Origin of the sequence: Caballeronia sp. GACF4, assembly GCF_023631025.1 — a bacterium.
In the GTDB taxonomy this organism is placed as follows: Bacteria; Pseudomonadota; Gammaproteobacteria; order Burkholderiales; family Burkholderiaceae; genus Caballeronia.
Window position 1 is genome coordinate 1 of the sequence record NZ_JALQDW010000007.1, and the last position, 19,501, is coordinate 19,501.

20 protein-coding genes are annotated in these 19,501 nt (G+C 61.8%); 11 read left to right on the top strand and 9 right to left on the bottom strand.

Going from position 1 to position 19,501, the window contains the following annotated elements; all coding sequences use genetic code 11:
* The first annotated feature begins 518 nt into the window (after positions 1–518).
* The 4 genes from NCR40_RS08180 (at position 519) to NCR40_RS08195 (ending at position 4,178) form a co-directional block, all read left to right on the top strand.
* Entirely contained in the window at positions 519–1,733 is a 1,215-nt protein-coding gene (locus tag NCR40_RS08180; RefSeq protein WP_250509187.1) for a DUF2863 family protein, read from the top strand.
* A 194-nt stretch (positions 1,734–1,927) separates the two neighbouring features.
* Positions 1,928–2,740, top strand: a complete 813-nt coding sequence (locus NCR40_RS08185; RefSeq protein WP_250492514.1) for a LuxR family transcriptional regulator — start codon at positions 1,928–1,930, stop codon at positions 2,738–2,740.
* Between the two features lie 68 nt (positions 2,741–2,808).
* Positions 2,809–3,483 (top strand): energy-coupling factor ABC transporter permease, encoded by a 675-nt coding sequence (locus NCR40_RS08190; RefSeq protein ID WP_250465107.1) that lies wholly within the window; start codon positions 2,809–2,811, stop codon positions 3,481–3,483.
* Positions 3,484–3,599: 116 nt separating this feature from the next.
* Positions 3,600–4,178 (top strand): BspC domain-containing protein, encoded by a 579-nt coding sequence (locus NCR40_RS08195; protein ID WP_250465109.1) that lies wholly within the window; start codon positions 3,600–3,602, stop codon positions 4,176–4,178.
* A 90-nt stretch (positions 4,179–4,268) separates the two neighbouring features.
* Here NCR40_RS08195 and NCR40_RS08200 read toward each other — a convergent pair whose 3' ends face one another.
* Together NCR40_RS08200 and yaaA are read right to left on the bottom strand one after the other, a co-directional pair.
* Complete coding sequence (locus NCR40_RS08200; RefSeq protein ID WP_250509188.1) at positions 4,269–5,429, bottom strand: M14 family metallopeptidase; 1,161 nt, start codon at positions 5,427–5,429, stop codon at positions 4,269–4,271.
* Between the two features lie 24 nt (positions 5,430–5,453).
* Positions 5,454–6,233 carry a peroxide stress protein YaaA gene (yaaA, locus tag NCR40_RS08205; protein ID WP_250509189.1) on the bottom strand — a complete coding sequence of 260 codons (780 nt, stop codon included), beginning with the start codon at positions 6,231–6,233 and terminating at the stop codon, positions 5,454–5,456.
* A gap of 56 nt (positions 6,234–6,289) precedes the next feature.
* Between yaaA and NCR40_RS08210 the strand changes: the two genes are divergently transcribed.
* Genes NCR40_RS08210 through NCR40_RS08240 form a run of 7 tightly spaced genes read left to right on the top strand, consistent with a single transcriptional unit; the run spans position 6,290 to position 13,501 of the window.
* A complete protein-coding gene (locus NCR40_RS08210; protein ID WP_250509190.1) occupies positions 6,290–6,820 on the top strand; it encodes a putative toxin-antitoxin system toxin component, PIN family in 531 nt (176 codons plus the stop codon).
* 35 nt (positions 6,821–6,855) lie between these two features.
* Positions 6,856–8,037, top strand: a complete 1,182-nt coding sequence (locus NCR40_RS08215; RefSeq protein WP_244825453.1) for a pyridoxal phosphate-dependent aminotransferase — start codon at positions 6,856–6,858, stop codon at positions 8,035–8,037.
* Positions 8,038–8,081: 44 nt separating this feature from the next.
* The gene (locus tag NCR40_RS08220) at positions 8,082–9,614 is read left to right on the top strand and encodes a 3-hydroxyacyl-CoA dehydrogenase (protein ID WP_250509191.1); all 1,533 of its coding nucleotides are present in this window, start codon (positions 8,082–8,084) and stop codon (positions 9,612–9,614) included.
* A complete protein-coding gene (locus tag NCR40_RS08225; protein ID WP_244825456.1) occupies positions 9,611–10,399 on the top strand; it encodes an oxepin-CoA hydrolase, alternative type in 789 nt (262 codons plus the stop codon). The genes NCR40_RS08220 and NCR40_RS08225 overlap by 4 nt, the downstream gene beginning before the upstream one ends.
* Position 10,400: 1 nt before the next feature.
* Positions 10,401–11,126 (top strand): histidine phosphatase family protein, encoded by a 726-nt coding sequence (locus tag NCR40_RS08230; protein WP_250509192.1) that lies wholly within the window; start codon positions 10,401–10,403, stop codon positions 11,124–11,126.
* Positions 11,127–11,168: 42 nt separating this feature from the next.
* Positions 11,169–12,251 carry a phosphotransferase gene (locus NCR40_RS08235; protein WP_250509193.1) on the top strand — a complete coding sequence of 361 codons (1,083 nt, stop codon included), beginning with the start codon at positions 11,169–11,171 and terminating at the stop codon, positions 12,249–12,251.
* Positions 12,252–12,274: 23 nt separating this feature from the next.
* The gene (locus tag NCR40_RS08240; RefSeq protein ID WP_250509194.1) at positions 12,275–13,501 is read left to right on the top strand and encodes an acyl-CoA dehydrogenase family protein; all 1,227 of its coding nucleotides are present in this window, start codon (positions 12,275–12,277) and stop codon (positions 13,499–13,501) included.
* 27 nt (positions 13,502–13,528) lie between these two features.
* Here NCR40_RS08240 and NCR40_RS08245 read toward each other — a convergent pair whose 3' ends face one another.
* The 7 genes from NCR40_RS08245 to nuoN all read right to left on the bottom strand — a co-directional run bounded on the left by NCR40_RS08245 (position 13,529) and on the right by nuoN (position 19,482).
* Positions 13,529–13,990, bottom strand: coding sequence for a MaoC family dehydratase (locus NCR40_RS08245; protein ID WP_244825464.1), 462 nt, complete (start codon positions 13,988–13,990; stop codon positions 13,529–13,531).
* Positions 13,991–15,106 (bottom strand): acyl-CoA dehydrogenase family protein, encoded by a 1,116-nt coding sequence (locus NCR40_RS08250; RefSeq protein WP_250509195.1) that lies wholly within the window; start codon positions 15,104–15,106, stop codon positions 13,991–13,993.
* 9 nt (positions 15,107–15,115) lie between these two features.
* The gene (locus NCR40_RS08255; RefSeq protein WP_250465129.1) at positions 15,116–16,312 is read right to left on the bottom strand and encodes an acyl-CoA dehydrogenase family protein; all 1,197 of its coding nucleotides are present in this window, start codon (positions 16,310–16,312) and stop codon (positions 15,116–15,118) included.
* 44 nt (positions 16,313–16,356) lie between these two features.
* Entirely contained in the window at positions 16,357–16,797 is a 441-nt protein-coding gene (locus NCR40_RS08260; RefSeq protein ID WP_244825468.1) for a DUF1178 family protein, read from the bottom strand.
* 238 nt (positions 16,798–17,035) lie between these two features.
* Positions 17,036–17,644 carry an NUDIX domain-containing protein gene (locus tag NCR40_RS08265; protein ID WP_244825469.1) on the bottom strand — a complete coding sequence of 203 codons (609 nt, stop codon included), beginning with the start codon at positions 17,642–17,644 and terminating at the stop codon, positions 17,036–17,038.
* A gap of 48 nt (positions 17,645–17,692) precedes the next feature.
* The gene (locus tag NCR40_RS08270; protein WP_250465130.1) at positions 17,693–18,010 is read right to left on the bottom strand and encodes a DUF2818 family protein; all 318 of its coding nucleotides are present in this window, start codon (positions 18,008–18,010) and stop codon (positions 17,693–17,695) included.
* Complete coding sequence (nuoN, locus tag NCR40_RS08275; protein WP_250465131.1) at positions 18,010–19,482, bottom strand: NADH-quinone oxidoreductase subunit NuoN; 1,473 nt, start codon at positions 19,480–19,482, stop codon at positions 18,010–18,012. The genes NCR40_RS08270 and nuoN overlap by 1 nt, the downstream gene beginning before the upstream one ends.
* Positions 19,483–19,501 lie beyond the last annotated feature (19 nt).

Below are 19,501 nucleotides of genomic sequence, written 5' to 3' on the forward strand. Positions count from 1 at the left end.
CGTCCCAACCCCGAAAGGTCAGAACCGCTCGCGCCATCAAGTGCCCACACTTATCGGCTGTTAGTTTTTAAAGAGCACATTCGCTAAGACTTCCTGCCAAGCGCACCAAGCATTTTGCTCAGCACCGCTTCGTCTTGCGTCGCTGCATCTGCAGCAGAGAAACGAGATTATGTACGTCGTTTCAGTTACTGTCAACAAGAATTTGAAGCTTTCTTTTCTTGCCCACCGCGCTTCGGAGCGAATACCACCTTTGTCCGCCTCGCCTACTGAAACCACCTCCCGCTTCCTTCGCGTTCATCGAATCGCGAAGGAACGGAATTCTAGTTGCGCGGCGTGCAATCCGCAAGTAGCCGAAACGAAAAAATTGACGGGCGAAGATCCACCGCCCAAACGATCCACTTCAAAGCCCGTGTTCAACGTTTCGAACGTCACTCTAGCTACCATTCAGATGAGCAGTAACGGCGCCACCTAAGCGACTACAATTAAAGGTTTTCTGCCCCAACTAAACTCGTATCCCTATGCGCTCGCGAATTGCAAAACGTATTCCTCCGGACGCTGACAAGCTCGTCAGTCTCTCGCTCGCGCTGTTCGCGTCGGGCAGCCGCGTCGAAGACCGCTTCTGGGAAGCGCGTCTCGATGCCCTTATCGCCAAACTCGTGCGTAACGGCAATCAAACAACGCTCGACGCTGCCTTGGATCATCTCCAACAGAATCATCCCGATGCCTACGGTGCGCTTGCCGATATGGCCGAGACGCATAGCGAGTCTTTTGCCATCGACATTGACGGCGTCGCGCACGAAGCGCTCCTGATTGCCGCGCCGGTGCTTGCCTGGACGCGCTATTCCATCCCGTCGGGTACGCTCAAGTCCGAGACGATCGACGCCATGCGTACGCAGCTGCAGGCGCACGTGCTCGCGGCGGGTGCGCGCGTCGCATTTGCGCCGTATCTGTACAGCATCGATCAATTGCCGCGTCATCACGTGGATACGGCTCGGCTAGCCCAGCAATTGACGCAGACCGCCTTGGGCGCGGCGGCAGTCCGGCTCAATCTAGCTGATCTGCCGGAGACCTCGCCAATTCTCGCCGACCCGCGCTTCCTGTTGGCCATCGCGATTGTTCCAGCAGGCGCGGCTTTCTTCCGCTGGCAAGAAGACGAAACGGGCGGTCGTACTGAACGCGGTCAGTGCCTGGAGCAATGGATGGCGCAAGGTGGGCCAAACTTCGCTGCCATCCTGCCGGGTTGTGAGATCGAATGCCTGCTTCCAGACGCCTATTACTCAGCCTGCCGCGATGCAGACGAGCAAGTCCGCCCTCACACGGTGCGCACGGCGGTGCGTTATCTGTTCGATACGCTCGGCACCGCGCCGCAGGAATTGCGCGCAGTCATCGCGGGCTTTGGCGAGCGCCGAATCGACGAGTATCGAGTCGGCTTCACGCGTCGCGGCAGTAACGATGTGATCTACGGTGTCGTATGGCCGTTATACGGCCGCGAGAACGGCGAGCTGGACATGGAAGAGGACATCGTCGAACTGGAAGGCGCAAATGGTCCGGTCGAAGAAATCGTCGAGCTATTGAAGAAAGCTGGAGTGTCCGACGTGCGCCGCCACGCAGGCCGCTTCGAACCCGAATTTTGCGACGACTGCGGCGTGCCGCTTTACGCAGATCCGCTCGGTGAGATCGTACATGCCGAGATGCCTGAAGACGCCGAGCCTGCGCAACCTCACTTTCATTGACTGGCGTCATAAGACTAAGTGCCTAAGGCAATTAAAAAACCCCGCTTTTGCGGGGTTTTTTGTGCAATTCTGCCTATGCCGTTTGGCTAGGGGGAAAAATCGGCCGAAGTTTGTCAATATGGACCCGTGCCGACGCGCTTGTCGGCAGCAAGTCCCGACGCGCAGGCGTCGGCGTATTGATTCGAGGTATAAGCATGAAAATTACGATCATGGGTGCTGACGGCGAACGTCGTGCAGGCCTTAAAACATTGCTGCGCCGTATCGCGCGTCACGCGCAGTTCAACGAAGTAATCGACTGGCGACAGGCCGGGGTGGCCTTGAGACAAGCCAGATCCAGCCTGATTGTCGTCGACTGGGAGCCTCATCTGCGAGCGGGCGATCTACAGACGCTGCTCGAAGAGGCACGAGGCATCCCCACCGCCGTAGTAGTCGACCGACCCACGGTCGCTCAGGTTTATATGCTGATGGGCATCGGCGCGATGGGCGTCATTCCACGCACGCTCGATCCCGTTCTCATCGTCAGGGCGCTCGACATGGTGCTCATCGGCGGTCATTACGTGCCGCCCGATGTGATCGATCCGGCGCTGAGTCAGGAGTCGCTCATCATTCGTACGCCGCTCAGCGCGGCCATTCGGCGGCGGCTGCGTCATCTGCCTGCCCTGTCGCCGCGGCAGCAGCAGATCATGCGTTGCGTGCACATGGGCAGCACCAACAAGATGATCGCGAAGACGCTGGGTATCAGCGAAGGCACTGTCAAGATCCACCTTGCGAGCATCTTTCAGCAGCTAGGCGCCACGAACCGTGCCGCTGCCGTTGCCATCTATAACGGCGTGCAAACCGCGCATCTCGAGATTCTTCGCAGCAGCGAATGCGAAGCGCCGGAGCGCGCAGTGCCGGGACAAGCGAACGTGGTGCCATTGCGCCGAAGACGCGCGCTGTATCCGTCACTCACGGAAAGCGACGCGTCGTCGCTGCCAATGGCCGCCCAGCCCGAGGCGACGTTCTAGCAACAAAGGACGCGTTTGGGTTCGTCGTTTGCACGCACGAATCACGCGCAACGAGTAATATGCAAGGCATGGGGTTCTTTTACACACCGCTCCCGCTTTGGCTTACCGTCGGCGGCTGGATAGTCGCCGCGGGATTGCTCGCGCTCGTACTGTTGCAGCGTCCTTTCAGCAGATTGCAGGACGCCACGCTACAGCACGTGTGGCTTGGCATCATCGTCGCGGTGACGGTGTTGTGGGCGTGCAATGCATGGTTCGACGACGGACCCGTCATCCACTTGCTGGGCGCGACCTTGATGGTCACCTTGTTCGACTGGCGGCTGGCGCTCATCGGCACGGCTGCCACCACCGGTCTCGCGGCCGTCGTGCTCGACGCATCCTGGCTCTCGGTCGCGGTCACCTATATGTTGTTCGGCGCGCTGCCTGTTGCGGTATCAACGTTCCTGCAACGGCTATCCAATGCGTGGCTGCCGCGCAATCTGTTTACGTTCATCATCGGGCACGGCTTCGTGAGTTCCGCGGCAGCGGTTGCCGCGGCATGCGGTGCGACGGTGCTCTTCGAGATGGCGCTCATCGGCGGACCGGTCACCGTGCCCGCTGCATTCATGCGCGGCTCGCTATTGCTGGTTGTTGGCGAAGCGCTCTTTACCGGCCTGCTCACCATTTTGATCTCGGTGTATAAGCCAGCCTGGATCACCACTTACGACGTGCGCCGCTATCGCCTTGATCGCGGACCTCGCGTCTGAGGCACACCGCAAGCCGAATTGCACGCGAGCAAAAACGCAATCAAAGTGCGATAAGATGGAACTCCTTCCCCGCACGCGGCATCTTACTTGCCCGTGTCTTCTTAGCACCAGACTTGATGGAAAGTAACCACGCACCGCGCCGGCTTTTGCGGCTCGTCGGCCGGTTGGCGGTATGCGCATCGATTGCATGCGCGGCAGTATCCGCCTTAGCCGACTCGCTCGACGAGCGCAACGAATTGATTCACCACTTCGTCACCGACTTCCACGCCAATCCGCTCGTCGCGGATTGCGCGGCACACGGCAACTTCATCGCCAGCACTTCGGCGGCGTTCGATCACGTAGAGTTTCCGCCTGCTGTCTTCGACCCATCGCGCTCGACCATCGAACCGTGGAACGATTCGTTCGACGAGAAGAAGCAGCGTATCAAGGTGGACAACGTCGTGACAGTCGAGGGCGAAGGCGTCTCGAAGAGCGGTGAGAGCGATGTCACGCCGCTCAAGTTTCGTTGTGGCTACGTAGGCAGTCAAATGCTCGCCTTCGGCTGGAACGATCCGGTTCCGCCACTACGCCCCCGCGCCGAACCGTCGTCCGCACGCGGCACGAAGGGCAAGCATGGCGCGAAAACAAAAGGTGCGTCTGCGGGCAAAAGCAAGAGCTCGGGCAAGTCGACGAAGAAGTCGGCCAAGAAGCACTAGCTAGCCAGCCAGGAAGCACGGCAAACAAAAAAGGCGCGGCACCTGAAGGTGTCGCGCCTTTTTGCGTCATCGGAAAGGCTGTCGGATAGATCAGGCCGGATACGTCTGCAACTGCCAAAGAATCGCCTGCAACATCGCCGCACCAAGCGCCGAACTCCGCTCGCCACTCCAGCCCACCCGCTCATCCGGCAAATTCGCGTTGTCCTTGAACGGCATCTCCAGCGTCAGCGAGAGACACTTGTACTCGTTGCCGATGTACTTCGACGCGAGCTTGAGCGCATCCGTCTGATACTTGCTCGACTCGTAGCCGTGCACGTCCTGAAAGTCCGGGCTTGCCTGCTTGAAGAACTCGATGAACGCCTTCTGTTCTTCCGCCTGCTTGCCGGTGAAGCCCGGAAGCATCTCCGAGCCCGCGACGAACACGTAAGGAATGGCTTCGTCGCCATGGATGTCGAAGAACATGTCGCAGCCGATATCGCGGATGGCATCACGCACCACGAGCACCTCGGGACTGCGCGCGGCATCCGGCTCCATCCATTCGCGGTTCAGGTTCGCGCCGGCCGCGTTGGTGCGCAAATTGCCGAGCACGCTGCCATCCGGATTCATGTTCGGGACGATATGAAACACCGCGCGATCCAGTACCGCGCGCGCGGTCGGGTCACCCGCCCAGTCGCCCCAGCCCGCGAGCCGCTTGACGAGGCCCTCGACGAACCATTCCGCCATCGTTTCGCCCGGATGCTGGCGCGCGATGATCCACACGTTCTTCTTGGGCTTGGCACTCATGCCATCGGCGAGACCGAGCGAAAGCAAGGACATTGGTCGGCCTTGCACCGTGCTGCCAAGTTCGGTCAACGTGGCGTGCGGCATCTGCTGCACGGCGCCAAGGAATTCCGCGTGACGCTCGTCGCTATACGGCTCGAAATACGCGTAATGGATGCGATCGAAATCGGGCGTATGGTCGATCTTCAACACGCCGCCCACGTATTCCGTCTCCACGCGAAACCAGTTCACGCGATCGTAGCTCGCCACCGCCTGATAGTCGCGCCAGCCTTCCGGAAACGCGCATTGCGCCGCATTCTCGAAGCTCATCACGAGACGCTCGCCACGCGCACCCGAGACGCGGAAATAAAACCACTGCGCGAAATCGGCGTGAGAATCCGGACGCACGCGCAAACGAATATCGGACGGGTTGGTGGCGTCGACGACTTCGATTGCGCCCGCATCGAAATGACTTGAAATTGAAATGCTCATGATGAATTCCTTGATGCAGACACTTTAATCCGCGACGCGGCGGCGAAAAACATAAGTCGTATCGTTCGATGCCTTCGCGTCGAACGCATACCCGTCACTGTCGAAGTCCTTGAGCCCTTCCGGCTCGTCGATGCGGTTCTTCACCGCATAGCGCGCCATCAAACCGCGCGCGCGTTTCGCATGAAAACTGATGATCTTGTAGCGTCCGCCCTTCCAGTCCTCGAACACGGGCGCGACCACCGGCACGTCAAGAAGCCGCGGCTTCACCGACTTGAAATATTCTCCCGACGCACAATTCACGAGCACGCGCGCGCCGCGCTGCTTCCTGAATTGCTCGTTGAGCGCGGCCGTGATGCGCTCGCCCCAGAACGCGTAAAGATCTTTGCCGCGTGCGTTCGGAAACTTGGTGCCCATTTCAAGGCGATAAGGCTGCAATAGGTCGAGTGGTCGCAAGAGCCCATAAAGCCCGGACAAAACACGCACATGATTCTGCGCGTAGTCGAGATCGGCCGAAGACAGCGTCTTCGCGGCGAAGCCTTCGTAGACGTCGCCATTGAAGGCGAGCACGGCCTGCTTCGAATTGGTCTCGTCGAAACGCTTCGACCATTCGGCATAACGCTGGAAGTTGAGCGACGCGAGTTGGTCCGAGATGCCCATCATTCCGCCGATCTGTTGCGGCGAAAGATGACGCAGACCCTTGATGAGCTCGGCGGCGTCATCGACGAACTCGGGCAGCGTGTGCTTGCGGATATGTGGCGGCGTCTCGTAGTCGAGCGATTTGGCAGGCGATAGAACGATTATCATGGAGGCTCGCCGTCAAACGAGCGGCGATCATAGGCATAAACCCCCAATTGTATCGAATGGAAAATTCCGCCGCGCTGCCCGTGCAAGCGCCCACGCCCGCCTCCGCCTTACGCGTGGTGCTCGATTCCAACGTGTGGATCGACATCCTCGTATTCGACGATCCCGCCACGCGCCCGATTCGCACCGCGCTCGAAGCAGGCACGCTCGAAGCGCTGATCGATCCGCGGTGTCTCACCGAACTCACGCGTGTGCTCGACTATCCGCAGTTCTTGCGCTTGAACGTCGACAGGGAAGCGGCGCTTGCCATCGTCGCGCGGCTTTCGACCTTGATCGCGCCGCGCACGCAGGAAGGCGAACGGCCGCTGCCCAAGTGCCGCGACCGCGACGACCAGAAATTCCTCGAACTCGCGCAGGCTTCTCGCGCGGACTGGCTCGTCTCGAAGGATCGCGCGGTGCTGAAGCTCGCGAAGCGCATCGCGCGGGATTTTGCGTTTCGTATCGGCGAACCCAAACCTTTCGTCACCGCATTCGAGGCACGATCCGAGGCACCGCAGGCCACGTCCGCGCACATTGCAAGCGCTGTTTAGAATAGCAACCCTACCCGTCAGCACACGTCCACGCCATGAACGCCACGCACGAACTGCCACAGACCCCGCCCGAGCTGTCCTTTCCGTCGCGTCTGCCCAATGTCGGCACGACCATCTTCACCGTGATGAGCGCGCTCGCCGCACAGAAGGGCGCGGTGAATCTCGGTCAGGGTTTCCCCGATTTCAACTGCGACCCGCGCGTCGTGGATGCCGTCGCCAACGCCATGCGCGACGGCCACAACCAATATCCGCCGATGGCGGGCGCCGCGCCCTTGCGTCAGGCCATCGCGCGCAAGATCGACGCGCTCTACGGCCGTGCCTACGACGCCGACCGCGAGATCACCGTGACCGCCGGCGCGACGCAGGCCCTGCTCACGGCGGTGCTGTGCTGCGTGCATCCGGGCGATGAAGTCATCGTCATCGAGCCGACGTACGACAGCTACGTGCCGTCCATCGAGCTCGCGGGCGGCAAGCCCGTGTTCGTCGCGCTCGAAGCGCCCGACTACGCGCTGCCCTTCGACAAGATCGCCGCCGCGATCACGCCGAAGACGCGCCTTCTGATGATCAACACGCCGCACAATCCGACCGGGCGCGTCTGGCGCGCGGCGGACATGAAAAAGCTCGAAGAGATCGTGCGCGATACCAACGTGCTGATCCTCTCCGACGAAGTCTACGAACACATGGTCTACGACGGCGCGCCGCACGAAAGCGTCTCGCGCTATCCGGAACTGGCCAAGCGCAGCTTCGTCGTGTCGAGCTTCGGCAAGACCTTCCATGTGACAGGCTGGAAAGTGGGCTACGTCGCCGCGCCCGCCGCGCTGACCGCCGAATTCCGCAAGGTGCATCAGTTCAACGTGTTCACGGTGAACACACCCATGCAGGTCGGCCTCGCGCATTATCTCGAAGACCCGAAGCCGTATCTCGAACTGCCCGCGTTCTATCAGAAGAAGCGCGACTTTTTCCGCGCGGGTCTCGCCGATACCCGCTTCAAGCTCCTGCCTTGCGACGGCACCTATTTTCAGTGCGTCGATTATTCGGCGATCAGCGACATGCCCGAAGCCGACTTCTCGCAATGGCTCACGAGCGAGATCGGCGTCGCGGCCATTCCGGTGTCGGCGTTTTATCACGAGAGTCACGAATCCGGCGTCGTGCGGTTCTGCTTCGCCAAGAAGGAAGAAACGCTGGCGCTCGCCTTGCAAAGGCTCTCGAAACTCTGAGCGGGGCGCGGCGAATTCAATCACGTAGAGGAGACATCCGCATCATGAGTTCGCAGGAATACGCAATCGGAACGCTTGGAATCGTCGGCAGCGGCGCGATGGGTCGCGGTATCGCGCAGATCGCGGCGCTCGCCGGACTCACCGTGCGTCTCTTCGATGCCAATCCCGTCGCGCTTGCCGCCGCGCGCGAGTATCTGTCCGAAACGCTATCGAAGCTCGCCGCCAAGGGCAAGATCAGAGAAGCCGATGCGCACGCCGCGCTCGCCAACGTGCACGACGCACAGGACGCGAGCGAACTCGCGGATTGCGACGTCATCGTGGAAGCGATCGTCGAAAATCTCGACATCAAGCGCGAACTGTTCCGTGAACTCGAAGCCGTGGTGAGCGCGCGCTGCATTCTCGCGTCGAACACTTCGTCACTGTCGATCACCGCAATCGCGGCGGGCTGCTCGAAACCGGAACGCGTCGCGGGCTTCCACTTTTTCAATCCCGTGCCGTTGATGCGCGTGGTCGAAGTCATCGACGGACTGCGTGGCGATCCGCGCGCGGGCGATTCACTCATGGAACTCGCGCGCCGCATGGGTCACACGCCGGTGCGCGCGAAGGACATGCCGGGCTTCATCGTGAATCACGCGGGACGCGGCATGAACACCGAAGGCCTGCGCGTGGCGAGCGAAGGCGTGGCGAGTTTCGCGGACATCGACCGCATCATGCGCGAGCAGGCGGGCTTTCGCCTCGGGCCGTTCGAATTGCTCGATCTCACCGCGCTGGATGTCTCGCATCCGGTGATGGAGTCGATCTATCACCAGTTCTATGAAGAGCCGCGCTTCAGGCCTTCGCCGATCACGGGCACGCGGCTCGCGGGCGGGCTGATCGGGCGCAAGACGGGCGAAGGTTTCTATCGATATGCCGATGGCAAACACATCGCGCCGCCCGAAGCCGAAGCGCCTACCCGCTTGCCCAAGCGCGTGTGGGTGAGTCGGGCGTCGCAAAGCGCTTATGAAGCGGTGCGCGCGTTGCTTCCCGCATCGGTCGAACTCGATACCGACGCAACGCCCGCTTCGGATTCCTTGATCGTGGTCACGCCGCTCGGCTTCGATGCGACCACCGCCGCCGTCGCCGAAAAGCTCGACGCCACGCGCGTCGTCGCCATCGACACACTCTTTCCCTTCGATACCGCCGCGCGCCGCACCATCATGACGACGCCCGCGACCACGCCCGCCATGCGCGACGCGGCGCACGCGCTCTTCGCCGCCGATGGCGTGCCCGTCAGCGTGATCCGCGACTCGACCGGCTTCGTCGCGCAACGCGTGGTGGCAACCATCGTGAACATTGGCTGCGATATCGCGCAGCAAGGCATTGCGACGCCGTCCGACATCGATCTCGCCGTCATGCTCGGCCTCGGCTATCCGCGCGGACCGCTCGCACTCGGCGACGCGCTCGGCGCCGCGACCATCCTCACGATCTTGCAGAACATCCACGGCGTGCTCGGCGACCCACGCTACCGGCCTTCGCCCTGGCTCGCACGCCGCGCGAGGCTCGGACTTTCTCTTACCCATATCGAGGAGCTCAGATGAGCGCCGAACTGCTGACCTACCGCCCTGCCGGGAGCGACACCACGCTCGTGCTCAAGCTGTCGAATCCGGGCGCGCGCAACGCCCTGCATCCGGATATGTATGCGGCCGGCATCGAGGCGCTCAGCACGGCCGAGCGCGACACGTCGGTGCGCACCATCGTGCTGACGGGCGCGGACAACTTCTTCTGCTCGGGCGGCAACCTGAACAGGCTGCTCGAAAATCGCGCGAAGGATGAATCGGTGCAGGCCGAGAGCATCGACTTGCTGGGCGAATGGATCAGCGCGTTGCGGGCATCGACCAAGCCGATCATCGCGGCCGTGGAGGGTGCCGCGGCCGGCGCGGGATTTTCGCTTGCGCTCGCGTGCGATCTGATCGTCTCCGCCGACGACGCGCGCTTCGTCATGTCGTATGCGCGCGTCGGCCTCACGCCCGATGGCGGCGCTTCGTGGTTCCTCGCGCGCGCCTTGCCGCGCACGCTCGCCAGCGAAGTCCTGCTCGAAGCGAAGCCGATCGGCGCGGCGCGTCTGTATGAAGTGGGCGTGGTCAACCGGCTGACGAAGAAAGGCATTGCGCTCGATGCCGCCATCGCCTGGGCCGACGATCTCGGCAGCGTGTCGCCGAAAGCGCTCGCACGCATCAAGTCGCTCATCAACGCGGCGGACGTGCAGCCGCTCGCCGCGCATCTCGACATGGAACGCGACAGTTTCGTCGACGCCCTGCATCACGGTGACGCGCTCGAAGGCATTACCGCGTTCCTCGAAAAGCGTCAGCCGACTTACCGCTGAGATGGCTCAATACCAGTTGCCCAAACGCCGCCGCATCTATCTGATGCGCCATGGCGACGTCACGTATTTCGACGACAGCGGCCGCGCAATCGACCCGGAAAGCGTGCCGCTCAACGAACGCGGCCGCAAGGAAGCAAGCGCGGCTGGACGCGTGTTTGCCGCGCAGAACATTCGCTTTGACCGCGTGATCGTGAGCGGCTTGCCGCGCACGCGCGAAACGGCGCAGCGCGTGCTCGCCGAAACGGATCAGCCAATCGAGCCGGAAGTTTGGCCGGAGTGGCAGGAGATACGCGGCGGGCGGCTCGCGAGTCTCACGACGCAAGATATCGAGCGCGCGTTTCTTTCCGTGTTCGATGGCGTGGTGCCCGAAGAGACGCGCTTTCTGGGCGGCGAAAGCATTGGCGAGCTGCTCGATCGCGCGCTGCCCGCCATGACGAAGCTGCGCGGCGATGCCTCATGGGACACGGTGCTGCTCGTGCTGCACGGCGGCGTGAATCGCGCGTTGCTGTCGCATGCGATCACGGCCGGCGGGCGCGCGTTCTTCGGACATCTGTCGCAGGCGACGGGCTGCATCAACGCGCTCGATGTCGGCGACAAACCCGGCGACTGGGTCGTGCATGCAATCAATCATTCGCCGCCCTCGCCGCTTCATGCCGACGTGCGTCACACGACGATGGAACTGCTGTACGCGCAGTTTCTGCGCTTCAAGGCCGACGAGATGGACTGAAGCGCGACGTCCTGGCGCACCACAAAAATATGGGAGGAGACGATGCCAGACAACGAAACCGATTTCGCAGCGTTCGAAGGAACGCGTCCGGTGCACGAGAGCCAGCGCTTCGATAGCGACGCGCTCGCCGCGTGGCTTGCCGCGCACGTCGAAGGATTCAGCGGCCCGCTCAAGCTGGAGCAGTTCGCGGGCGGCCAGTCGAACCCGACCTTCAAACTCGTCACGCCCACGCGCGCTTATGTCATGCGCTCGAAGCCCGGGCCGGCCGCGAAGCTCTTGCCATCGGCGCATGCAATCGAGCGTGAATATCGCGTGATGCACGCACTCGCCGCCACGGATGTCCCCGTCGCGCGCATGCTCGCGCTGTGCGAGGACGAGAGCGTGATCGGCCGCGCGTTCTATGTCATGGATTTTGTGGAAGGCCGCGTCTTGTGGGACCCGTCGCTGCCCGGCATGTCGGCCGACGAACGCGCCGCGATTTATGGCGAAACCAATCGCGTGATCGCCGCGCTTCATACCGTCGATGTAGCAGCGGTCGGACTCGCCACCTACGGCAAGCCTGGCAACTACTTCGAGCGGCAAATCGGACGCTGGAGCAAGCAGTACGTCGCGTCGCAAACCGAATCCATCGACGCAATGGACCGCCTGATCGAATGGTTGCCGCGGCATATCCCGCAAGTCGAGGCGCGCGTCAGCATCGTGCATGGCGACTTCCGGCTCGACAACCTGATCTTTCATCCGAACGAGCCGCGCGTGCTTGCCGTGCTCGACTGGGAACTCTCCACGCTCGGCGATCCGCTCGCCGACTTCGCGTATCACTGCATGGCTTGGCATGTCGATCCATCGCAGTTTCGCGGTATCGCGGGACTCGACTGGACCGCGCTCGGCATTCCCGACGAAGCCGCCTACGTCGCACGCTATTGCGAACGCACGGGCTTTGCGATCGAAGGCGACTGGAACTTTTACCTTGCCTACAACATGTTCCGCATCGCCGCGATTCTGCAAGGCATCATGAAGCGTGTGGTCGATGGCACCGCCGCGAGCGCACAAGCCGCCGATGCGGGCCGGCGCGCGCGGCCGATGGCCGAACTTGCCTGGCACTACGCCCAGAAAGTCGGCCACTGAAGACGGAAAAGAGGAGACGAGCGATGAATTTCGACTACACAGAGAAGGTGCACGCGCTGCGTGAGAAGCTGCTCGCCTTCTTCGACGCGCATATCTATCCGAACGAACACGCCTTCGCCGAGGAGATCGCGGCCAATCGCGCAGCGGGCAACGCATGGGTGCCGACGCGGCTGATCGAAAGCCTCAAGGACCACGCACGGCGCGAAGGACTGTGGAATCTGTTTCTGCCGGCATCGGCGCGTGGCGCGGGTCTCACGAATCTCGAATACGCGCCGCTCTGCGAAATCATGGGCCGCGTACCGTGGGCGCCCGAAGTCTTCAACTGCAATGCGCCCGATACCGGCAACATGGAGACCATCGAACGCTATGGCACCGACGCGCAAAAGGCGCAGTGGCTCGAACCGCTTCTGCGCGGCGAGATTCGTTCGGCGTTTCTGATGACCGAGCCGGAAGTGGCGTCGTCGGATGCGACGAACATCCGTTGCAGCATCATGCGCAATGGCGACGATTACGTCGTCGATGGCCACAAGTGGTGGTCATCCGGTGCGGGCGATCCGCGCTGCAAGGTGTATATCGTGATGGGCAAGACCGATCCCGATGCGCCACGCCACGCGCAACAATCGATGATCCTCGTGCCTGCCGATGCAGCGGGCATCACGGTGCGTCGGCCGCTCAATGTTTTCGGCTACGACGACGCGCCGCACGGCCACATGGAAATTACGCTCGAGCAAGTGCGCGTGCCGGCCGCCAACTTATTGCTCGGCGCCGGACGCGGCTTCGAGATCGCGCAAGGGCGGCTCGGGCCGGGGCGCATTCATCATTGCATGCGGCTCATCGGTCTCGCCGAACGCGCGCTCGAACTGATGACGAAGCGCACGCTGTCGCGCGTGGCGTTCGGCAAGCCGATTGCGCGGCAAGGCGTGACGCAAGAGCGCATCGCCGAGGCGCGCATCATGATCGAACAGGCGCGTCTGCTCACGCTCAAAGCTGCCTACATGATGGACACCGTCGGCAACAAGGGCGCGCGCGGCGAGATCGCGATGATCAAGGTCGTGGCGCCGAACATCGCGTGTCAGGTCATCGACTGGGCGATACAGGCGCACGGCGCGGCCGGCATCTGCGACGACTTTCCGCTCGCTTATGCGTATGCTTCGGCGCGCACGCTGCGGCTCGCGGATGGGCCGGACGAAGTGCATCGCAATGCCATCGCGAAGCTCGAGTTCGGGCGGTATTCGGAAGCGCGCGATTGAGCGAGGAAGACGGCCTCGCCGCGCCCTTTAGCTCGCTTGCGAACCCGCGTCGCGCAACCCGAACAGCGCCGCCGAATCCACCGTCAGCACCAGTTCGCCATCCTGGTTATGCGCTTCCCAGCGCGTGGCGACGATACCGCGATCCGGCTTGCTCTTCGACACGCGCTTGTCCAGCACGCGCACCGTAAGCCGCACCGAATCGTCGACGCGCACCGGCTTGATCCAGCGGATATTGTCGAGACCGGGCGAACCCATCGAGGTCGAATCGGCGAGCATGTCGCGCACGAGAATGCCCATCATCGCGGAACAGGTGTTCCAGCCGCTCGCAACGAGACCGCCGAAATGCGACGCCTTGCCCGCTTCCTCCGACAGATGGAACGGCTGCGGATCGTAACGCTTCGCGAACTCGATGATCTCATCGCGCGTGAACGTGTGGGCGGAGAGCGTCACCGCATCACCGACTTCGAAATCTTCATAGGCGTAGGTCATTCAAGCTCCTTCCAGGTCATGAAACGCGGGTTGAGACGCAAAACGCGCGAGGTGGTAGTCCACGTCGCCGAGCGTCGTCTCGATGATCGACAGCCGTTTGAACCAGTGCGCGGCGGGCATCTCGTTGGTCACGCCCATGCCGCCGTGCAACTGCACCGCCTGTTGCCCGACAAAGCGCGCCGCCTGACCGACACGCGCCTTCGCAGCGGAAATGGCCTGCGTGCGCGTGGCCGCGTCGTCGCTGGCGTAACGCGCAGCGGCAAGATACGTGATGGAGCGTGCCTGCTCGGTGTGAATCAGCATGTCCACCATGCGATGCTGCAGCACTTGAAACCGCGCGATGGGCGCACCGAACTGCTTGCGCTCCTTCGTGTAGTCGACGGTCGCGCGATCGAGCGCATCGAGCGCGCCGAGGGCTTCGGCGCAAAGCAAAAGCGTGGCGTAATCGGCGATCTTCGCGAACGTGGCCGCACCACCGTTCAAACGCGTGGCTTGCGTGTTCCTGAAGACGAGCGTCGCGGCGCGCTGACCGTCGATCGTGCGGTAGTCGGTGACATCGACGTTGGCGGCATCGCGCGGCACCAGAAAGAGCGCGACTTCATCGCCGAGACGCGCGGGCACGATCCAGTAATCGGCCTGCGCGCCGTGCTGCACGACCGATTTCCTGCCGTCGAGCGTATGGCGTTCACCTTGCTTGCTCGCCGTAGTGCGAAGATCGAAGAGATCGTAGCGCGCGTGCGGCTCGTTGAACGCCACCGCCATCCTGAGTTCGCCACGTCCGGCGCGCTCGAGCAATTCGCCCTGTTCCGCCGATGCCGCGAGCCGCAACGCTTCGATGCCGACCGCCGTCGCCCAATAAGGCTCGACGACGAGCGCGCGCCCGAGCTCTTGCATCACGACGAGCATATCGACGGGCCCACCATCGAAACCGCCTTGCGCTTCGGGAACGGGCAGCGCCAGCAAGCCGAGTTCGGCGAACGCGTTCCAGTGCCGTGCATCGACACCCGCTTGCGACATGACGATCTTCTGCCGCGCGTCGAACGAATATTCGCGGTCGAGATAGCGGCGCAGTGCATCGCGAAACTGCTGCTGTTCATCGGTTAAATCGAAGTCCATGCGCGCTCCTCAAAGGCCCAGAATCATCTGCGCGATGATGTTCTTTTGAATCTCGTTCGAGCCGCCATAGATCGACGTCTTGCGAAAGTTGAAGTAGTACGCGGCAAGCGGCGCGGCATCGTCGTCGCCGGTCTGGCTCGCGTCGCGCTCGCCTTCGAGGTACGCGGGATCGAAGCCGGCCGCTTGCGGTCCGGCCGCTTCGAACATGAGTTCGGTCAGCGCCTGCTGCACTTCCGTGCCTTTGATCTTCAGCATCGATGCTTCGGGCCCCGGACCTTTTGCATCCGACTCGCTTGCGATCACGCGCTGCACCGTCGCTTCGAGGGCCATCAGTTCTATCTCGAGCGCGGCGACTTTCGCGGCGAACAAGGGATCGTGCAAAAGCGGCTGGCCGCGGCTCGTGCGTTCGAGTGCAAGCCGCTTGAGAAAGCGCAGTTCACGCTTCGATTGCCCCACGCGCGCAATGCCCGTTCGCTCGTGCCCCAGCAAATACTTCGCATACGTCCAGCCGCGATTCTCCTCGCCGACGAGATTGGCGGCCGGCACCTTCACGTCGTCGAAAAAGACTTCGTTGACTTCGTGATCTTCGTCGAGCGTGATGATCGGCCGCACGGTGATGCCCGGCGTTTTCATATCGATCAGAAGGAACGAAATGCCCTCTTGCTTCTTGGCCTCGGGATCGGTACGCACGAGGCAGAACATCATGTCGGCATGTTGCGCGAGCGTGGTCCACGTTTTCTGACCACTGACGATGTAGTGATCGCCCTGTCGCTCGGCGCGCGTGCGCAACGAAGCGAGATCCGAACCGGAGCCGGGCTCGGAATAGCCCTGACACCACCAGTCGGAGCCATCGAGAATGCGCGGCAGATAGCGAGCCTTTTGCGCGTCGCTGCCATATTTCATGAGCACGGGCGCGACCATCGATACGCCGAATGGCAGGACCATCGGTGCGCCCGCGCGCGCGGATTCTTCGTCCCAGATATGACGCTGCGTGGCGTTCCAGCCGGGACCGCCATACTGCTTCGGCCACGCGACCGCCGACCAGCCGCGCTCGCCGAGCAGCTTGTGCCAGTTCACGAAGTCTTCGCGAGTCAGACGCTTGTGATTGAGAACCTTGTCGCGCAATGCGCGCGGCAGACTGGCTTCGAGCCAGTTACGGATGTCGGCGCGAAAGGCTTCGTCCGCAGGGGAATGATCGAGATTCATGCGCTGTGTCTCCTGTGTAGCCGACCACACGAGACACCGCTGATTTACTGCAGCGGCTCTTTCAGTGCGGCCGGAACGGGCAACGGCAATACGTCGATCCCTTCTTCCAGCAAGGCATGCGTTTCTTCGGGCGTCGTCACGCCGCGGATATTGCGCGCGGGCGCTTCATCGTAATGAATGCGCCGTGCTTCCTCGGCAAAACGATCGCCCACGTTCTCGGTCTTCTCGATCAACTCGCGCATGAACTGAAGCGCGCGCGCCTGAACGCCCGCCGCATCCGGCGATGCTTCCGCCGGTACCGCGCGGTCGTTGCGCGCCGTCGAAAGATTCAGACGCGGCGCCGATGGCATGCGGCTCACATCGGTCTCCGAACAGACCGGACATGCAACAAGCTTGCGCGACAGTTGCGATTCGAACTCTTCGGCAGAAGCGAACCAGCCTTCAAACCGATGTTCATGCGAGCACTTTAAATCGAGGACCTTCATGCTGATGGGGACTTCCGGGAAGTTTATCTCAAAACTATCGATTGTGAACGGTCGTTCGTAAAGACTGATCTTTTGATTGCTCGACCGGTGATCGATTCTAGCGGTTCGAGGGTACGGGCGCTTGGCTCACCCATAACGCGAAATGTGGCAGTCTGGCGCTGCGCCGAAAATGAACAAGCCCCAAGATCGAATGATCTTGGGGCAAGCGATACGTCTTCAGCGGTTCAACGGATGACGACTACGCCTTCGATTCTCCCAACTCCCACTCTCCCGAGCGCACCTTTTCCAGCCAGAACGCGCCGATGATCGTCTTAACATCGCTGATCGTGCCGTCCTTCACCCACTGCATGAGTTGCGCAGGTTCCGCGATAAACGTCTCGAGAAACTCGCCTTCATCGAGCCGGGCATTGCCAGCGGTGAGCCCGCGCGCGAGATAGAGATCGATGAACTCGGTCGAATAGGAGATCACCGGGTGGATACGCGTCAGAAAAATCCATTCGCTCGCGGTATAGCCCGTCTCTTCCAGCAGTTCACGCTTTGCGCATGTCAGCTCGTCTTCGTTGGGATCGAGCTTGCCGGCGGGAAATTCGAGCAGCACCTTTCCCACCGGATACCGATACTGCCGTTCCAGCAAGACGCGACCATCGTCGAATTCCGGCAGGATCATCACCGCGCCCGGATGCTCGACGAATTCGCGCGTGGCGTGCTTGCCGTCGGGCAATTCCACGGTATCGCGCTTGAGCGTCAGAAATTTGCCTTCGTGAAGCGTGACGCTTTCGACCTTCTTCTCGATTAGGCCGTCGTCGTTACCGAAGTTCGCGGTGGAAGAAGCGTTATGATCTGCCATCTTGAGCCCTATGCCAAATGGCCAAAAGCCGCCGACAGCAACCAGCCGTCAGCGGCGTTTGACAAGGTACTGATACGTGAAGCCCGGAAACGCGAACACCACGAAGAGACTGAAGGTAATGGCATAAAACTGCCATTCCTGATCGAAGCGGTTGCCGGCGCGCGCTTCGAGCATGAAGCCGAGCGCGCCAACCGCGAAGTAAAGAACGAGCAACTCGCCGATCCGAATCCAGACGCCCTTCTTCGCCGTCTTACTCCCATCCGCATGAAGCTTGAGCGGCATGACGGCAAAAAGGCGCTGATTCAGGAACGGCAAGTTGGCGCCGACGAGCGCCAACAGCACGATAAACCATCCCGCTGCCGACATTACAGCGGCAGCGTATGCGTGATCGCTTGCAGGCAAGCCGTCATCAGCGGGCCGGGCACGAGACCGAGCACGAGCACGGCCAGACCGTTGAACGCCAGCAAGGAGCGATTGAGGCTGCCGGCAACGATCGGCGACGCATCTTGCGGCGCGTCGAAATACATCAGCTTCACGATACGCAGGTAGTAGAACGCACCGACCAGCGATGTCAGGACGGCCAGCACGGCGAGCCACGTCAGACCGGCGTTCATCGTCGCTTCGAGCACGGCGAGCTTCGCATAGAAACCGACGGTCGGCGGAATGCCCGCAAGCGAGAACATCATGATCATCATGACGAACGCGAACACCGGGCTGCGCTGATTCAAACCCTTGAAGTCGTCGATCATCTCGGCTTCGAAGTCGCGGCGCGCAAGCAGCATGACCACGCCGAAGGTGCCAAGCGTCGTGACGAGGTAGATGATGCTGTAGAACATTGCCGAACTGTAGGCGCCCGCCGCGCCCGTTACCTTGCCGTCCACCACGCCAGCCAGCAGGCCGAGAAGCACGAAGCCCATGTTGGAGATGGCCGAGTACGCGAGCATCCGCTTGATGTTCTTCTGCACGATACCGGTGACGTTGCCGACGATCAGCGACAGCGCGGCGAGAATCACGAGCATCTCTTGCCAGTCGACCGCGAAAGGCAGCAGACCCATCACCAAGAAGCGCAAGCCCCACGCAAAGGCCGCGACCTTCGGGCCGCCGCCGGTGAGCAAGGTCATTGCGGTCGGTGCGCCTTGATAGACGTCCGGCACCCACATATGGAACGGCACCGCGCCCATCTTGAACGCCACGCCCGCCACGACGAAGATGATGCCGAACAGCAGCACCGCGTCGTTGATGCGGCCCGAAGCCACCGCCTTGAAGACTTCACCCAGTTCCAGCGAGCCGGTCGCGCCATAAAGCATGGAAATGCCGTAGAGCAGGAAGCCGGAAGCGAGCGCGCCGAGGACGTAATACTTCATCGCCGATTCGTTCGCCTGCGGCGAATCCTTGCGCAGCGCGATGACCGCATACAGCGACAGCGACATCAGTTCGAGGCCGAGGTACAGCGTGAGGAAGTTGTTGCCCGAAATCATCACGCACTGGCCGAGCAGCGAAAAGAGGCCAAGCAGGAAGAAGTCGCCGCGAAACAGACCGCGGTCTTCCAGATAGCGCCGCGAATAGATGACCGACACCGCGTAGCCCAGACACACCACCGCTTTCATGGCGCTCGCGAACGGATCGACGACATACATGCGCGTGAAGAAGTAATGCGGCGTCGGGTCGAGTGCCGTGACCGCGAACCACACGCCGACCACGAGGGTCGACACGAGCGCGATCAGATACGTGACACGACGGCTTGGCACGCCGAAGATCGTGTCGTTCAACCAGGCGATGACGACTGCGGCCATCAGGACCGCGTCGGGCAACAGCACACTCATAGGGGCGTTTTGCATGATCTTTTAATTCCTCCGC

Excerpts from the sequence above, each read along its gene's own strand:
- NCR40_RS08180 (WP_250509187.1), top strand. The coding sequence starts at position 519 with ATGCGCTCGCGAATTGCAAAACGTATTCCTCCGGACGCTGACAAGCTC.
- NCR40_RS08185 (WP_250492514.1), top strand. The coding sequence starts at position 1,928 with ATGAAAATTACGATCATGGGTGCTGACGGCGAACGTCGTGCAGGCCTT.
- NCR40_RS08190 (WP_250465107.1), top strand. The coding sequence starts at position 2,809 with ATGGGGTTCTTTTACACACCGCTCCCGCTTTGGCTTACCGTCGGCGGC.
- NCR40_RS08195 (WP_250465109.1), top strand. The coding sequence starts at position 3,600 with ATGGAAAGTAACCACGCACCGCGCCGGCTTTTGCGGCTCGTCGGCCGG.
- NCR40_RS08200 (WP_250509188.1), bottom strand. The coding sequence starts at position 5,429 with ATGAGCATTTCAATTTCAAGTCATTTCGATGCGGGCGCAATCGAAGTC.
- yaaA (WP_250509189.1), bottom strand. The coding sequence starts at position 6,233 with ATGATAATCGTTCTATCGCCTGCCAAATCGCTCGACTACGAGACGCCG.
- NCR40_RS08210 (WP_250509190.1), top strand. The coding sequence starts at position 6,290 with ATGGAAAATTCCGCCGCGCTGCCCGTGCAAGCGCCCACGCCCGCCTCC.
- NCR40_RS08215 (WP_244825453.1), top strand. The coding sequence starts at position 6,856 with ATGAACGCCACGCACGAACTGCCACAGACCCCGCCCGAGCTGTCCTTT.
- NCR40_RS08220 (WP_250509191.1), top strand. The coding sequence starts at position 8,082 with ATGAGTTCGCAGGAATACGCAATCGGAACGCTTGGAATCGTCGGCAGC.
- NCR40_RS08225 (WP_244825456.1), top strand. The coding sequence starts at position 9,611 with ATGAGCGCCGAACTGCTGACCTACCGCCCTGCCGGGAGCGACACCACG.
- NCR40_RS08230 (WP_250509192.1), top strand. The coding sequence starts at position 10,401 with ATGGCTCAATACCAGTTGCCCAAACGCCGCCGCATCTATCTGATGCGC.
- NCR40_RS08235 (WP_250509193.1), top strand. The coding sequence starts at position 11,169 with ATGCCAGACAACGAAACCGATTTCGCAGCGTTCGAAGGAACGCGTCCG.
- NCR40_RS08240 (WP_250509194.1), top strand. The coding sequence starts at position 12,275 with ATGAATTTCGACTACACAGAGAAGGTGCACGCGCTGCGTGAGAAGCTG.
- NCR40_RS08245 (WP_244825464.1), bottom strand. The coding sequence starts at position 13,990 with ATGACCTACGCCTATGAAGATTTCGAAGTCGGTGATGCGGTGACGCTC.
- NCR40_RS08250 (WP_250509195.1), bottom strand. The coding sequence starts at position 15,106 with ATGGACTTCGATTTAACCGATGAACAGCAGCAGTTTCGCGATGCACTG.
- NCR40_RS08255 (WP_250465129.1), bottom strand. The coding sequence starts at position 16,312 with ATGAATCTCGATCATTCCCCTGCGGACGAAGCCTTTCGCGCCGACATC.
- NCR40_RS08260 (WP_244825468.1), bottom strand. The coding sequence starts at position 16,797 with ATGAAGGTCCTCGATTTAAAGTGCTCGCATGAACATCGGTTTGAAGGC.
- NCR40_RS08265 (WP_244825469.1), bottom strand. The coding sequence starts at position 17,644 with ATGGCAGATCATAACGCTTCTTCCACCGCGAACTTCGGTAACGACGAC.
- NCR40_RS08270 (WP_250465130.1), bottom strand. The coding sequence starts at position 18,010 with ATGTCGGCAGCGGGATGGTTTATCGTGCTGTTGGCGCTCGTCGGCGCC.
- nuoN (WP_250465131.1), bottom strand. The coding sequence starts at position 19,482 with ATGCAAAACGCCCCTATGAGTGTGCTGTTGCCCGACGCGGTCCTGATG.